This is a genomic window from Comamonas sp. DB36 (genome assembly GCF_057914905.1).
This window is the reverse complement of the sequence record NZ_CP196631.1, coordinates 1,582,434-1,597,123: the sequence shown is the minus strand read 5'-3', so window position 1 is coordinate 1,597,123 and position 14,690 is coordinate 1,582,434. Positions and strand designations below refer to the sequence as shown.

The 14,690-nt window shown below is 66.2% G+C and carries 13 protein-coding genes; 8 read left to right on the top strand and 5 right to left on the bottom strand.

The window, feature by feature from the left end:
- Position 1: 1 nt before the first annotated feature.
- Positions 2–241, bottom strand: a complete 240-nt coding sequence (locus ACSVDO_RS07595; RefSeq protein ID WP_332534400.1) for a TIGR04438 family Trp-rich protein — start codon at positions 239–241, stop codon at positions 2–4.
- Between the two features lie 94 nt (positions 242–335).
- Between ACSVDO_RS07595 and ACSVDO_RS07590 the strand changes: the two genes are divergently transcribed.
- The gene (locus ACSVDO_RS07590) at positions 336–641 is read left to right on the top strand and encodes a c-type cytochrome (protein ID WP_332534402.1); all 306 of its coding nucleotides are present in this window, start codon (positions 336–338) and stop codon (positions 639–641) included.
- A 71-nt stretch (positions 642–712) separates the two neighbouring features.
- On the opposite strand, the gene ACSVDO_RS07585 is transcribed toward ACSVDO_RS07590, so the two are convergent.
- Together ACSVDO_RS07585 and acs are read right to left on the bottom strand one after the other, a co-directional pair.
- Entirely contained in the window at positions 713–1,207 is a 495-nt protein-coding gene (locus ACSVDO_RS07585; protein ID WP_332534403.1) for a LapA family protein, read from the bottom strand.
- 169 nt (positions 1,208–1,376) lie between these two features.
- The gene (acs, locus tag ACSVDO_RS07580) at positions 1,377–3,371 is read right to left on the bottom strand and encodes an acetate--CoA ligase (RefSeq protein WP_332549364.1); all 1,995 of its coding nucleotides are present in this window, start codon (positions 3,369–3,371) and stop codon (positions 1,377–1,379) included.
- 186 nt (positions 3,372–3,557) lie between these two features.
- Here acs and ACSVDO_RS07575 point away from each other — a divergent pair, with 186 nt between their 5' ends.
- From ACSVDO_RS07575 to ACSVDO_RS07555, 5 genes are all read left to right on the top strand, one after another.
- Positions 3,558–4,166, top strand: a complete 609-nt coding sequence (locus tag ACSVDO_RS07575) for a TIGR00645 family protein (protein WP_489595672.1) — start codon at positions 3,558–3,560, stop codon at positions 4,164–4,166.
- A gap of 520 nt (positions 4,167–4,686) precedes the next feature.
- Positions 4,687–5,940, top strand: a complete 1,254-nt coding sequence (gene proV / locus ACSVDO_RS07570) for a glycine betaine/L-proline ABC transporter ATP-binding protein ProV (RefSeq protein WP_489595671.1) — start codon at positions 4,687–4,689, stop codon at positions 5,938–5,940.
- The gene (gene proW, locus ACSVDO_RS07565) at positions 5,937–7,202 is read left to right on the top strand and encodes a glycine betaine/L-proline ABC transporter permease ProW (protein WP_489595669.1); all 1,266 of its coding nucleotides are present in this window, start codon (positions 5,937–5,939) and stop codon (positions 7,200–7,202) included. The genes proV and proW overlap by 4 nt, the downstream gene beginning before the upstream one ends.
- Before the next feature lie 63 nt (positions 7,203–7,265).
- Positions 7,266–8,291, top strand: coding sequence for a glycine betaine/L-proline ABC transporter substrate-binding protein ProX (gene proX / locus ACSVDO_RS07560; protein ID WP_489595667.1), 1,026 nt, complete (start codon positions 7,266–7,268; stop codon positions 8,289–8,291).
- A gap of 112 nt (positions 8,292–8,403) precedes the next feature.
- On the top strand, positions 8,404–9,933 hold the full coding sequence (locus tag ACSVDO_RS07555; RefSeq protein ID WP_489595665.1) for an FAD-dependent oxidoreductase: 1,530 nt from the start codon (positions 8,404–8,406) through the stop codon (positions 9,931–9,933).
- Between the two features lie 5 nt (positions 9,934–9,938).
- On the opposite strand, the gene ACSVDO_RS07550 is transcribed toward ACSVDO_RS07555, so the two are convergent.
- A complete protein-coding gene (locus ACSVDO_RS07550) occupies positions 9,939–10,415 on the bottom strand; it encodes a hypothetical protein (RefSeq protein WP_489595664.1) in 477 nt (158 codons plus the stop codon).
- Positions 10,416–10,512: 97 nt separating this feature from the next.
- Entirely contained in the window at positions 10,513–11,910 is a 1,398-nt protein-coding gene (fumC, locus tag ACSVDO_RS07545; protein ID WP_332534414.1) for a class II fumarate hydratase, read from the bottom strand.
- A 234-nt stretch (positions 11,911–12,144) separates the two neighbouring features.
- On the opposite strand from fumC, the gene ACSVDO_RS07540 reads away from it, so the two are divergent.
- Positions 12,145–13,698 carry a fumarate hydratase gene (locus ACSVDO_RS07540; protein ID WP_332534416.1) on the top strand — a complete coding sequence of 518 codons (1,554 nt, stop codon included), beginning with the start codon at positions 12,145–12,147 and terminating at the stop codon, positions 13,696–13,698.
- 117 nt (positions 13,699–13,815) lie between these two features.
- On the top strand, positions 13,816–14,664 hold the full coding sequence (murI, locus tag ACSVDO_RS07535; protein WP_489595661.1) for a glutamate racemase: 849 nt from the start codon (positions 13,816–13,818) through the stop codon (positions 14,662–14,664).
- Positions 14,665–14,690: the final 26 nt, after the last annotated feature.

The following is a 14,690-nucleotide window of genomic DNA, read 5'->3' as shown; positions in this document are numbered from 1 at the left end:
CTCAGCGCGGCGGTCGGCGCGTGCCCAGCGCCTGCTTTTGCCTGTCTATGCGCTTGAGGCGCCGCGCCTCCTCCTGATCGACCGCGCGGCGCTTGGTCAGGCCGGACGCATCGGCATAGCTCCACCAGGCCGCCGTGAGACCATAGGGCACCAGCAGCCACCACCAGGACAGCTCGGCCAGCGGCCCGACCTCGAGGTATTTGAGCAAGGTCAGCAACAGCGCAATCAACAGCATCCACATAGAAGACTCCAGGCCGAAGAAACCCGCGGTCCGCGTGCACCGGCACGCACCACTACAATTTCCTGCAGAACAAAACACCAGCCGAAAGTTTACGATGAAGCGCACACTGATCACTCTCGCCCTGGCCCTGAGCGCCGCTGCCCCGGCCATGGCCGACCTGGCCCTGGCCAAGTCGAAGAACTGCATGGCCTGCCACGCCGTCGACAAGAAGCTGGTCGGTCCTTCGTTCAAGGATGTGGCGGCCAAATACGCGAGCCAGAAGGACGCGACCGACAAGCTCGCGGCCAAGATCCTCAAGGGCGGCGGCGGCGTCTGGGGCCCGCTGCCCATGCCCGCCAACCCTGCGGTCAACGATGCCGAATCCAAGGCGCTGGCAGCCTGGGTACTGCAGCAGAAGTAAGACACCTGCGCCAACCATGCAAAAAGCCGCCCTCGCAGGCGGCTTTTTTGCGGCGCAAGCGCTTCGGGCGCTTATGGAAATTCGCGCGCCGCGGGCACGAAGCCGCGGTCTATCGGCGGGCGGTCGCGCAACTGCTGCTCAAGCTGGCCCAGATAGGCGGCCGTGCTGTTTTCCAGCTCACGCGAGCGGGCCTCGGCGCGGGCATCCAGCGTTTCCAGGCGCTCGAGCACCGCGGTCTGGCCCTGCAGATGCTGGGTTTCAAGCACGGCACGCAGTTCCGTGAAGCGCGAAGCCTCGGCCTTGTCGGCGAGTTCGCGCTGGGCCTGCAGCTCCTTGGTGTGGCGGCGCGTTTCCAGCAGCACCGAAGTCTGCAGCGACAGCACATAGGCGATGAAGAAGATCGCCAGCAGCACCGTGAGCCCCAGCATGATCACGCCCAGCGGCGCCTGCACTGTGGTCACGCCGAGCTCGACGGTGGAGATGGCCGACAGCGCGGGCCAGTTGAGCGCCGCCAGCGCGGCGATGGCCAGCACGATGATGGCCAGTAAAAGCGTTCGGAAATGCATGGGTTGTTGTTCTCCTTGATCAGCGCGCCGCCAAGGACAGGGCAGCTGGCACCCCGCGTTTTTACCCCATGCGCAGCCGGCATGCGCAGCCGCCGTGACAAGAACGAAACTGTCCTACACCAGAGCGGCCAAGCCGGGCGCACTCGGCGCGCGCCCGGCTGACACGCCGTCAGTTGGGCTTGGACAGCTGCTCGAGGATTGCGGGGTTCTCCAGCGTGCTGGTGTCCTGCGTGATCGCCTCGCCCTTGGCCAGGGCGCGCAGCAGGCGGCGCATGATCTTGCCGCTGCGCGTCTTGGGCAGGTTGTCGCCGAAGCGGATTTCCTTGGGCTTGGCGATCGGGCCGATTTCCTTCGCCACCCAGTCGCGCAGTTCCTTGGCGATCTGCTTGGCCTCCTCGCCCGTGGGCCGGCCGCGCTTGAGCACGACAAAGGCGCAGATCGCTTCGCCGGTCACATCGTCGGGGCGCCCGACAACGGCCGCTTCGGCCACGAGATCGGTCTTGGAGACCAGGGCCGATTCGATTTCCATCGTGCCCATGCGGTGGCCCGAGACATTGAGCACGTCGTCGATGCGGCCCGTGATGCGGAAATAGCCGCGGTCGCTGCTGCGCACCGCGCCGTCGCCCGCGAGGTAGTAGCCCTTGAGCTCCTCGGGGAAATAGCTTTTCTTGAAACGCTCGGGGTCGTTCCAGATGTTGCGGATCATGCTGGGCCAGGGGCGCTTGATGACCAGGATGCCGCCCGTGCCGTCGGGAATGTCGTTGCCCAGTTCGTCGACGATGGCCGCAGTGATGCCCGGCAGCGGCAGGGTGCACGAGCCCGGCACCAGCGGCGTGGCGCCCGGCAGCGGCGTGATCACATGGCCGCCGGTCTCGGTCTGCCAGAAGGTGTCGACAATGGGGCAGCGCTCGCCGCCCACATGGCGGTGGTACCACATCCAGGCTTCGGGGTTGATGGGCTCGCCCACGCTGCCCAGCAGGCGCAGGCTCGACAGATCGCTGCGATCCGGGTGCACCGCGGCATCGGCTTCGGCGGCCTTGATCAGCGAGCGTATGGCCGTGGGCGCGGTGTAGAAGATGGAGCAGCGGTGGCGCTCTATCATCTGCCAGAAGCGGCCCGCGTCGGGGAAGGTGGGCACGCCTTCGAACACGATCTGCGTCGCGCCGGCCGCCAGCGGGCCGTAGGCGACATAGGTGTGACCCGTGATCCAGCCGATGTCGGCCGTGCACCAGAACACGTCGTCGGGGCGCAGGTCGAAAGTCCAGTCCATGGTCAGCTTGGCCCACAGCGCATAGCCGCCGGTGCTGTGCTGCACGCCCTTGGGCTTGCCCGTGGAGCCGCTGGTGTAGAGGATGAACAGCGGATGTTCGGCGCCGACTGCCACGGCAGCGCATTCCTTGGACTGGCCGGCCAGTGCTTCGGCAAACGTCTTGTCGCGGCCGGGCTGCATGGCGCAGGGCGTGGCCGTGCGTTCGTAGACCAGCACCTGGCGCACGCTGGTGCATTCGCCCGAGGCCAGTGCGTCGTCGACGATGGCCTTGAGCGGCAGCTCCTTGCCGCCGCGCAACTGGTAGTTGGCGGTGATCACCACCACGGCGCCGGCATCGATGATGCGCTCCTGCACGGCCTTGGCAGAGAAGCCGCCAAACACCACGCTGTGCGTCGCGCCTATGCGCGCGCAGGCCTGCATCGCGACCACGCCTTCGATGGTCATCGGCATGTAGATCAGCACGCGATCGCCCTTTTGCACGCCCTGGGCCTTGAGCGCATTGGCGAACTGGCTCACGCGCTCGAGCAGCTCGCGGTAGCTGACGCGCGTCACAGCGCCGTCGTCGGCTTCGAAGATGATCGCCGTCTTGTGCTCGACGGCCGTGCCCATGTGGCGGTCCAGGCAGTTGGCGCTGGCATTGAGTTCGCCGTCGGCAAACCAGCGGTAGAACGGCGCATTGGAGGTATCGAGCGTCTGGCTGAACGGCCGGCTCCAATCAAGATGCTCGCGCGCCAGCCGCGACCAGAAGCCTTCGTAGTCCGCTTCGGCTTCGGCGCACAGCGCCTCGTAGGCGGGCATGCCCGAAATGCGGGCCGACTGGGCAAAGGCCGCAGGCGGGGGAAAGACGCGGTTTTCAACCAGCACGGATTCGATCGCAGATGACGACGCACTCATGATATTTCTGTCTCCTTGGCTAACTTTTGCATTGTGCCGCGACTGTCGCCCGCGGGTCTTACACGTCACTGACTGGTCGGCGCAAAACCGTGCGCCGTGGTCAAGCATGGCGTTCAACCCCTCAGTAATGCCGCCGTCATCGCGCACCGATACAATCGCGCACCCTATTTCTCGCCCCCACACCCCATGGACACCCCCACACCCTCCGGCAAGCCAGCGGCTGCCAAAATGAACCCGCTGGCCACCTTCATCTTCGCCAGCCGCTGGCTGCAGGTTCCGCTGTACCTCGGCTTGATCCTCGCGCAAGGCGTCTATGTCTGGCATTTCCTGCTCGAGCTGTTGCACCTTGTGGAGGCCGCATTCGGCAGCCAGACCGCGCTGCAGGCGCTGGTCACCAGCATCGGCTACAAGCCCGACGCCCCGCTGACCAGCCTCAACGAAACGATCATCATGCTGGTCGTGCTGGCGCTGATCGACGTGGTGATGATCTCCAACCTGCTGATCATGGTGATCATCGGCGGCTACGAGACCTTCGTCAGCCGGCTCAACATCGAAGGCCATCCCGATCAGCCCGAATGGCTGAGCCACGTGGACGCGACCGTGCTCAAGGTCAAGCTGGGCCTGTCCATCATCGGCATCAGCTCCATCCATCTGCTCAAGACCTTCATCAACGCCGCCAACTACGACTCCAAGGTGCTGATTGCGCAGACCGCGATCCATATCGCCTTCCTGCTGAGCGCATTGGCCATCGCCTACACCGACCGCCTGCTGCGCAGCCCCGCACGCAGCCACTGAAAGCCGCGCGCCACGCGCCCGCAGAACCCGCCCCGCAATCCGCGGCGCGGGTTTTTTTTCGCCTGGCGCGCAAAAAACGCGCGCGTGATAACACAGTCAAAAATAACCATTTGTTGACACAAAAGCACTCAATTAATAGAATTGAACGCTTATTTACAACCTGCCATGCAGGTAATCCAAGCGTTTTCACGCTTCGATCCACTTCAGGCGGCGTTGCCTCGGCAGCCCCGTCATCGGGCCGATCGCGGTCCTGATGCCCAGTTGCGCGGCTTTCGCCGCGCCCTGGATCGCCAGCCGGCAGACAGGTTTTCCACCATGTCGCGCGCTGGCGTCTTGCCTGGCTCTTGCGTGCCCCTCGCGGCACCATTCGAGCCTGCGTTGTCCATACGCATTTCCGGTCGCCGCCGGTCCCGTCGCGGGATCCCGGCGACCCTTGCATCAGGTTCTGCCTTCGGCCTTGCACGCCAGCCTTTCACAAGCGCTGGACTGTATTCAATCCAATAAAAGGGAGAGCGAAACAGTGGCCAAACAGATCACCATCGAGCATGTTTTCAAGGTCTTCGGCGATGCGCCGCAGGAAGCGCTGGCGCTGGTCCAGCAGGGTCTGAGCAAATCGGACATCCTGGCGCGTACCGGCCAATCGATAGGCGTGTTCGACGCCGATTTCCAGATCGAAGCCGGCGAAATCTTCGTCATCATGGGCCTGTCGGGCTCGGGCAAGTCCACGCTGGTGCGCATGCTCAACCGCCTGATCGAGCCCACGTCCGGCCGCATCCTGGTCGACGGCGCCGACATCGGCGCATTGAGCCCCAAGGACTTGCGCGCGCTGCGCCGCAAGGACATCTCCATGGTGTTCCAGTCGTTCGCGCTGCTGCCCCATGTGAATGTGCTCGACAACACGGCCTTCGGGCTGGAGCTCGCGGGCGTGGACCGCGCCGAGCGCCAGGCGCTGGCCCAGGCCGCGCTGGAGCAGGTGGGCCTCGCAGGCTGGGGCGCGAGCTACCCCGACGAACTGTCGGGCGGCATGCAGCAGCGCGTGGGCCTGGCCCGGGCGCTGGCCTCCGACCCGTCCATCCTACTGATGGACGAAGCCTTTTCCGCGCTCGACCCCATCATCCGCACGGAGATGCAGTCCGAGCTGCTGCGCCTGCAGGAAGTCAAGCGCCGCACCATCATCTTCATTTCGCACGACCTCGACGAAGCCATGCGCATCGGCGACCGCATCGCGATCATGAAGGACGGCCAGGTGATACAGGTCGGCACACCCGACGACATCCTGCGCAATCCCGCCAACGACTATGTGCGCCACTTCATCCGCGGCGTCGATGCGGCGGCGGTGTTCAAGGCCGGCGACATCGCGCGCCGCGCGCTGACCATCGTCAATGAACACAGCGACCGCGGCTGCCGCCCGGCGCTGCGCGCCATCGAGGAATCGGACCGCGACTTCGCCTATGTGCTGAGCCCGCGCCAGCGCTATCTTGGAACGGTGTCGGCCGACTCGCTGCGCGCGGCGCTGCATGGCCATGTGGGCACGCTGGGCCTGCAGCATGCCTACCTCGACAACGTGTCGTCGATCGCGGTCGATGCCCCCGTCGCCAACCTGTTCGGCCAGGTCGCATCCGCGCCCTGCGCGCTGCCTGTGGTGCAGAGCGACGGCCGCTTCGCGGGCGTGATCAGCAAGACCATGCTGCTCAAGTTCCTGGACCGCGACACGCCGCCCGTGCCGCCCAGCCCCCCTGCGCCGCCCCAGGCCACAGCCGGGAGCGCCGCATGAACAGCAGCGCAACGCACTCCACCGCCAGCGTGCAATTGGCCCAGGTCAGCACCGACGCGCTCGATTCGACCACGATGGACATGTCGGCCATGCCCCAGCCGTTGAGCGACATCCCGGTCGACAGCGCCGCCCAGCTCGCCGATCCCGCGCTGGCCATGGACCCCTGGACGCTGGGCAACAGCGGCGGGCTGGACGCAGGCAATACCGACTGGCTCGACGGACCGCGACTGGCCAACGACGCGCTCGCCAGCGTGCCGGCCGATACGCCCGCGACGCTGTCGCAGCTGCTTGACGTGCAGCACTGGATGGCCGATTCGGCCCAGGTGCAGGACAGCATCAACCACGGCCTCGAATGGGTGGTCACGCATTTCCGGCCTTTCTTCCAGAAGGTGCGCGCGCCCATCGATGCCACGCTCACCGGCGTTGAGAGCCTGCTGACCAGCGTGCCATCGATGGTCATGATCGCCGTCATGGTGCTGCTGGCCTGGCAGTTCGCGGGCCGGGCGATTGCCATCGGCACGCTGGTCTCGCTGGCCGTGGTCGCGCTGCTGGGCATCTGGCCCGAGGCCATGGTCACGCTGTCGCTGGTGCTGACATCGCTGGCATTCTGCATATTGATCGGCCTGCCCGTGGGCATTGCGCTGGCCGCCAGCGACCGCGCCCAGCGCTGGACCCGTCCTTTCCTCGATGCCATGCAGACCACGCCGGCCTTCGTCTACCTGGTTCCCGTGGTGATGCTGTTCGGCATCGGCAACGTGCCCGGCGTGATCGTCACCATCGTGTTCGCACTGCCGCCGCTGATCCGCCTGACCAACCTCGGCATACGCCAGGTGCGTCCCGACCTGATCGAAGCCAGTCGCGCCTATGGCGCCTCGCCCATGCAGATGCTGTTCAAGGTGCAGCTGCCGCTGGCTATGCCGTCCATCATGGCCGGCATCAACCAGGCGCTGATGCTGTCGCTGTCGATGGTGGTCATCGCCTCGATGATCGCGGTAGGCGGCCTGGGTCAGATGGTGCTGCGCGGCATCGGCCGCCTCGACATGGGCCTGGCAACGGTCGGCGGCCTGGGCATCGTGCTGCTGGCGATTGCGCTGGACCGCATCACCCAGGCCATGGGCAAGCCCCAGCGCGGTGGCGTGCGCTGGTCGCAGCGCGGCCCGCTGGGCTGGCTGCTGCGCAGCCGCCGCGCACCCGCGCCTGCGGCCACGACCGAGGCCGCTGCGCCTGCAGCCGCTCCCGTCGGCACCACCGCCAACGCCTGAAGACCGACGCGCGCGGCAAGCGGCGCGCGGCGCGCGCCTTCCCCAGAACACAGGAAATCCCATATGTCCCATTCTTTCTCCCACCTGCGCCGCGCACTGCTTGCGGTCGGCCTGGCAAGCCTAGGTCTGATGGCCAGCGCCCAGAACACCGCGGGCAACCCAATGCCCGGCAAGGGCGTGAAGGTCTTTCCGCTCAAGAGCTCGATCGCCGAGGAAAACTTCCAGACCCAGGTCGTGGTCAAGGCCCTGCAGAAGCTGGGCTACGACGTGCAGCCTGTACAGGAAGTCGAGTACCCCACGGCCCATCTGGCGATCGCCAACGGCGATGCCACGTTCATGGCCAACCACTGGGTGCCGTTGCATGAAGACTTCTACAAGAATGCCGGCGGCGACGGCAAGCTCACGCGCCAGGGAACGTTTGCCGAAGGCGCGATCCAGGGTTACCTGATAGACAAGAAGACCGCCGACCAGTACGGCATCACCCGGATCAGCCAGCTCAAGGATCCCAAGCTCGCCGCGCTGTTCGACGCCAACGGCGACGGCAAGGCCGACCTCACGGGCTGCACGCCGGGCTGGGGCTGCGAAGCCGCAATCGAGCACCAGCTCGATGCCTTCGGCCTGCGCGCCACGGTCACGCACCAGCAGGGGACCTACTCGGCGCTGATCGCCGACACCATCTCGCGCTACCAGGCCGGCAAGCCCGTGCTGTACTACACCTGGACGCCGTTCTGGGTCAGCGCCCAGCTCAAGCCAGGCACCGACGTGATGTGGCTCGAAGTGCCGTTCAGCGCGACACCCGGCGCGCAGGGCAGCGAGGACACCCAACTGCCCAATGGCAGGAACTACGGCTTCGTGCCCAACACCCAGCACATCCTGGCCAACAAGCAATGGGCGCTGCAGAACCCGGCCGCGGGCAAGCTGTTCGAGATCATGCAGTTGCCGATCAACGACATCAACGCCGAAAACAACCGCATGTTCCTCGGCGAGAACAAGCCGGCCGATATCGAACGCCATGTCGCGGGCTGGATAGAGGCCCACCAGAAGACTTTCGACGGCTGGCTGGACCAGGCGCGCGCCGCTGCGCGATAACCACGCGCAGCACATAGCCATGCCGGGCGCCGCGCCAGTCGGCACCCTACACTGAGCCGAACGATTGCCCTGCGCCCGCGCGCGCAGGCAGTCCCGGGAAAGGATGTCCGGCATGAGCAATCTTTTGTTGGGCGGCGAAGTCGCCAGCCCCGAAACCGCGCTCCCCAGCGCGCAGGATTCCCCCCAGACGCAGCCTGTGCTGGCCGCGGACGACACCACGGCCCATTGCGATATCGCCATTGTCGGCGGCGGCGTCGCGGGCCTGCACACGGCCCTGCGCCTGGCTGCGCGCCACGGCCCGCGCATCTGCCTGTTCGAGCAGGACGAACGCCTGGGCGGGCGCGTGTCCGACATTCCCGCGTCCGACGAGCACAGCGACGGCCCGTTCATACAGCTGGGCGCGCGCCGCATCATGGAAGGCCAGAGCGTGCTGGTGGAGTTGGCCCAGGAACTGGGCATCGCTCTGCAGAAACCCGAAATGCTCGAGGAGCTCGGATACACGCGCGGCATGTATGCGACCCACAACGACGACTTCATCCGCGTGTTTCCCGGCCTCGATGTCGACCGCGATCGCGGCGGCTATGAAGTCCAGCTCTACGACCGGCTGCTCAAGGGCCCGGAACGCGCCCATGTGGACCGCTACCCCAACCTGCGCGCCTATGCCGAGAAAGTCATTGGCGTCGAAGGCTGCGCCTTCCTGCACGACACCTATCGCTTTCGCGCCGACCACGAGTACGACCTCAACGCCAAGGCCTATCTCGACTACCTCGACGAAGAGAACGACGCCGGCGCGATCTGCCCCAGCGGCCATTGCCAGAGCCTGTATCCCGTGGGCGGCATGTCGGCCTATACGCGCGGCATGGAGCAGCGCGCGCGCGACCAGGGCGTGCAGATCCATCTGTCCGAGCCCGTGCTGTCGGTCGACAAGTCGCCGACCGGCTATCTGATCAAGACCGCGCGGCGCGCGCTGACCGCGCGCACGCTGGTGCTGGCCTTGCCGCCGGTGGCGCTGCAGCAGCTGCGCGGCGACGTGATAGAGAAAATCTGCGCCCAGCCCGAGTTCCAGGCACTGGTCGGCGTGCGCGTGACCACCATCACCCAGTGGTATGCCGAGCCTTGGTGGCGCGGCATCGTCACGCCCAATGGCCGCCATGTATGGCGCGCCTGGACCACGGGCCACTGCATCAATTCGGTGGAGATTCCGCTCGAAGCCTATGCGGCGGCGCAGAACGCGATCCGCGTGGTCTACAACGACCAGTCCGACTGCGCAAACCTGTGGGCGCGGCTGGCCCAGGGCCCGATCGAAGCGCTCGAAAAGGAAGTGGCGATCGGCCTGAACCACCTGTTCGCGAACAACGGCGTGACCCGCCCCGTGACCATAGGCCCGCCAAGCAAGACCGTGTTCCGCGAATGGCCCGATGCCTGGTATTACCTGCGCGCGGGCAACCAGTTCACCAACCACGACATCTACCGCTGGGCCGTGCAGCCGCTGCCGGGCGAAGACATCGCGCTGGTCAGCGACGGCTACAACCCGCAGCGCTCGGGCTGGGCCGATGCCGCCTACAAGTCATCGATCCACTATCTCAACCAGCGCTTCGACATGGGCCTGCCGGGGCTGGAGCGCAGCGCGCGCCGGCGCTGACCACCTCACCAGCCGGCACAGGACGTTCGGCTCGATACCGAGACAAAGCGCTCGACCAGCAGCGCCAGTTCCGTGGCGTTCGCCGAAGGCGGCATGTCGGCGCGCGCGCGTTGCACCCAGCGCCCCTGGACCTCGACAAACACCGGCGCCCCCGGCGCAGACCGGCTGGAAGCATAGGCCGACTCCAGCAGAGCGCTGTCGCCCGCTGCGGCCACGGGCATCTCGACACCCGCGCGGCACTCGGTGAAGCGTCCGCTGTCGGCCTGCTGGCGGTAGACGCCGCGCCAGGTCTCGGTGCGGTCCGTGGGCTGGAGGATTGATGCCGCGGCGGGCGCCGCGGGAGATGCCGCGACCACCGCAGGCTTGGCTGCGGACATCCAGCCCGGCAGTGAGGGCATAGAAGGCATGCGCAGGCCGGAGCAGCCGGCCAGCAGCGCCACAGCCGCCACAACGGTGGCGGTGCGCAAGGACAGAGAATCCATCAAAAAGTCTTTCGCTCGGGAGCGGGAACAAGGGCTGCACCTTAGCAGACGTCGCCACCCGCGCCCGCGTGCGGCAAGGCTCAGGCGCGGATGGCCCTCAAAGGTTGCCGACCATCTGCGCCGGCACGACCCAGGCATCGAACTGCTCGCCCGTGAGATGCCCGCTGGCCACGGCGGCTTCGCGCAGGCTCGAGCCTTCGCGGTGGGCCTTCTTGGCGATATAGGCTGCCTTGTCGTAGCCGATATGCGGGTTCAGCGCGGTCACCAGCATCAGCGAACGCTGCACCAGCTCGGCAATGCGGTCTTCGTTGGGCGTGATGCCCACGGCGCAGTGGTCGTTGAAGCTGCGCATGCCGTCGGCCAGCAGGCGCACGCTCTGCAGGAAGTTGTGCGCCACCATGGGGCGGAACACATTGAGCTCGAAGTTGCCCGAGGCGCCGCCGATGTTGATCGCCACGTCGTTGCCCATGACCTGGGCGGCAAGCATGGTCAGCGCTTCGCTTTGCGTCGGGTTGACCTTGCCCGGCATGATGGACGAGCCCGGCTCGTTCTCGGGGATGCTCAACTCGCCAATGCCGCTGCGCGGACCGCTGGCCAGCCAGCGCACGTCGTTGGCGATCTTCGTCAGGCTTGCGGCCAGGGTCTTGAGCGCGCCATGCGCATGCACCAGGGCATCGACGCTGGCCAGGGCCTCGAACTTGTTGGGTGCGGTGACAAACGGCAGGCCCGTGAGGCGCGCGAGTTCGGCCGCGACCGCGACCGCATAGCCCGCGGGAGCGTTCAGGCCCGTGCCCACGGCCGTGCCGCCGAGCGCGAGTTCGCACAGGTGCGGCAACGCGGCCTGCACATGGGCCTGGCCATGGCGCAGCTGCGCGACATAGCCGGAAAACTCCTGGCCCAGCGTCAGCGGCGTGGCGTCCTGCAGGTGCGTGCGGCCGATCTTGATGATCTCGGCAAAGGCCTCGGACTTCTCGGCCAGCGTGGCCTGCAGCTTTGCCGCCGAGGGCAGCAGGCGCTCGACCAGCGCCTGCACCGCGGCCACATGCATGGCCGTGGGAAACACGTCGTTGCTCGACTGGCTCTTGTTGACGTCGTCGTTGGGATGCACCAGCCGGTCTTCGCCGCGCTCGCCGCCCAGCAGCTCGCTGGCGCGGTTGGCCAGCACCTCGTTGACGTTCATGTTGCTCTGCGTGCCCGAGCCGGTCTGCCATACGACCAGCGGAAACTGCTCGTCATGCTGGCCCGCGACCACTTCATCGGCCGCGGCAACGATGGCCTGGGCCTTCTTCGCATCCAGCAGGCCCAACTGCTGGTTGACCACGGCCGAAGCGCGCTTGACCAGGGCCAGCGCGCGGATCAGCTCCAGCGGCTGGCGCTCGCCCGATATGTCGAAATTCTGCAGCGAACGCTGGGTCTGCGCCCCCCAGAGCCTGTCGGCCTGGACCTCGATGGGGCCGAAAGTGTCACGTTCCTGTCGCGTAGCCGGTTGCGTCATCCACAAGTCTCCATAAGGGTTGAATGGAAAAAATCCATCAATGAATGATACCTATTCTCAACATTCTGTTTTGCATCCACTCTGACAAATGCGTCATAGACGCGAACGAGCCGCAATTCAGGCCGCAAGTGTTATAGAAGACTGCTGGGCCATGGCCACGGTTTGCAGTGAAGCGCGGGATAATCCCGGGTTGCTTTCGCAGTTCGTTGTTCTCCCTTTCCAAAGAAACCCACGATGACCACCACGATCCGCCAGCAGGACCTGATCGATTCGATCGCAGGCGCCCTGCAGTACATCAGCTACTACCACCCCGCCGACTACATCGCCCACCTGGCACGCGCCTACGAGCGCGAACAGAGCCCGGCGGCCAAGGACGCGATGGCCCAGATCCTGACGAACTCCAAGATGTCGGCCATCGGTCATCGCCCCATCTGCCAGGACACCGGCATCGTCAACGTGTTCCTCAAGATCGGCATGGACGTGCGCTGGGAAGGCTTCACCGGCGGCATCGAGGACGCGATCAACGAAGGCGTGCGCCAAGGCTACAACCACCCCGACAACACGCTGCGCGCTTCCGTGGTGGCAGACCCCCACTTCGCTCGCAAGAACACCAAGGACAACACCCCGGCCGTGATCTTCACGCAGATCGTGCCCGGCGACAAGGTCGACATCACCGTCGCTGCCAAGGGCGGCGGCTCGGAAAACAAGTCCAAGATGATCATGATGAACCCTGGCGACAGCATTGTCGACTGGGTGCTCAAGACCATTCCCACCATGGGTGCGGGCTGGTGCCCGCCCGGCATGATCGGCATCGGCATTGGCGGCACCGCCGAGAAGGCCGTGCTGCTGGCCAAGGAAAGCCTGATGGAAGACCTGGACATGTATGAGCTCCAGGCCAAGTCGCAGCGCGGCGAGAAGCTCGACCAGGTCGAGGAAATGCGCCTTGAGTTGTACGAGAAGGTCAACGCACTGGGCATAGGCGCCCAGGGCCTGGGCGGCCTGTCGACCGTGCTCGACGTCAAGATCAAGATGTACCCCACGCATGCGGCTTCCAAGCCCGTGGCCATGATCCCCAACTGCGCGGCCACGCGCCACGCCCACTTCGTGATGGACGGCTCGGGCCCGGTCTACCTCGACGCGCCTTCGCTGGATCTGTGGCCCAAGGTCGAATGGGCGCCCGACACGCAAAAGAGCAAGCGCGTCGACCTGAACAACCTGACCAAGCAGGAAGTCGCGAGCTGGAAGCCCGGCGACACGCTGCTGCTCAACGGCAAGATGCTGACCGGCCGCGACGCCGCGCACAAGCGCATCCAGGACATGCTGTCCAAGGGCGAAAAGCTGCCGGTGGACTTCACCAACCGCGTGATCTATTACGTAGGCCCCGTGGACCCGGTCGGCGACGAAGCCGTGGGCCCGGCCGGCCCGACCACGGCCACGCGCATGGACTCGTTCACCAACATGATGCTGGAGCAGACCGGCCTGATCGCCATGATCGGCAAGGCCGAGCGCGGCCCGGTGGCCATCGAGGCGATCAAGCAGCACAAGAGCGCCTACCTGATGGCCGTGGGCGGCGCCGCCTATCTGGTCTCCAAGGCCATCAAGAACGCCAAGGTCGTGGGCTTTGCCGATCTGGGCATGGAAGCCATCTACGAATTCGACGTGGTCGACATGCCGGTGACCGTGGCCGTCGATGCCGGCGGCACCAGCGCCCACATCACCGGCCCGGCGATCTGGAAGGAACGCATCGCGACCGGTGAATTCAAGGGAATTTCCGTCGGCGCGGTCTGAGCCCGGGGCCGCACCCCTTGCGGGGGCGGCATCCTGCAGGCCGGCCCTGGACAAGGCATACTTGGATGCGGGCCGTTTCGGCCCGCATTTTTACGGCCCGCATTCCCGTCCTTTTCCATGCCTCACGCAGCCTCTCCCATCGGCATCTTCGACAGCGGCATAGGCGGCCTCAGCGTCCTGCAGGCGCTGCGCCATGAACTGCCGCACGAACCTCTGGTCTATGTCGCCGACAGCGGCCATGCGCCCTACGGCGAGCGCGACGAAGCGTTCGTGCAGCAGCGCACCAGCGCCATTGCCCGCCACCTGCGCGCGCAATACGACATCAAGGCGCTGGTGATTGCCTGCAACACGGCCACGGCCGCAGCCGTCGAACAGCTGCGCCGCGAGATGCCCGATCTCACGCTGATCGGCGTGGAGCCCGCGCTCAAGCCGGCCTCGCTCAGCAGCCAGACCCACCATGTGGGCGTGATGGCCACGCGCGGCACCGTGAACAGCGCGCGCTTTGCACGCCTGCTGAGCGAGCACTCACAGAAAACGACTTTCGCGGTCCAGGCCTGCGACGGCCTGGCGCGCGCCATCGAGCTGGCCACCGAGCAGCCGCCGGCCGCCGACATGCAGGGCAGCGACCTGTGGGAACGCTGCGCCCGGCATACGCAGGCCCTGGGCAGCTTCGGCCGGAAGACCGGCGAGATCGACACGCTGGTGCTGGGCTGCACCCACTATCTTTTCGTCAAGGACGAACTGCGCGCGCTGCTCGGACCCGACGTGCAGCTGATAGACACCGGCGCGCCCGTCGCGCGCCAGGTGCGCCGCCTGCTGGCCCAGGCCGGCATGCTCGCGCCCGAATCCCGGTCAGCGCCGCCCATCGAGCTGTTTGCCACGGGCGGCCTCAGCAGCCTGCAGGCCGCGGCCCAGCGCTGGCTGGATCTGCCCGCGGCGCATTGTGCACATATAGAGATTGCGTGACGCAATCCGCGGCGGGGTCGTTCACC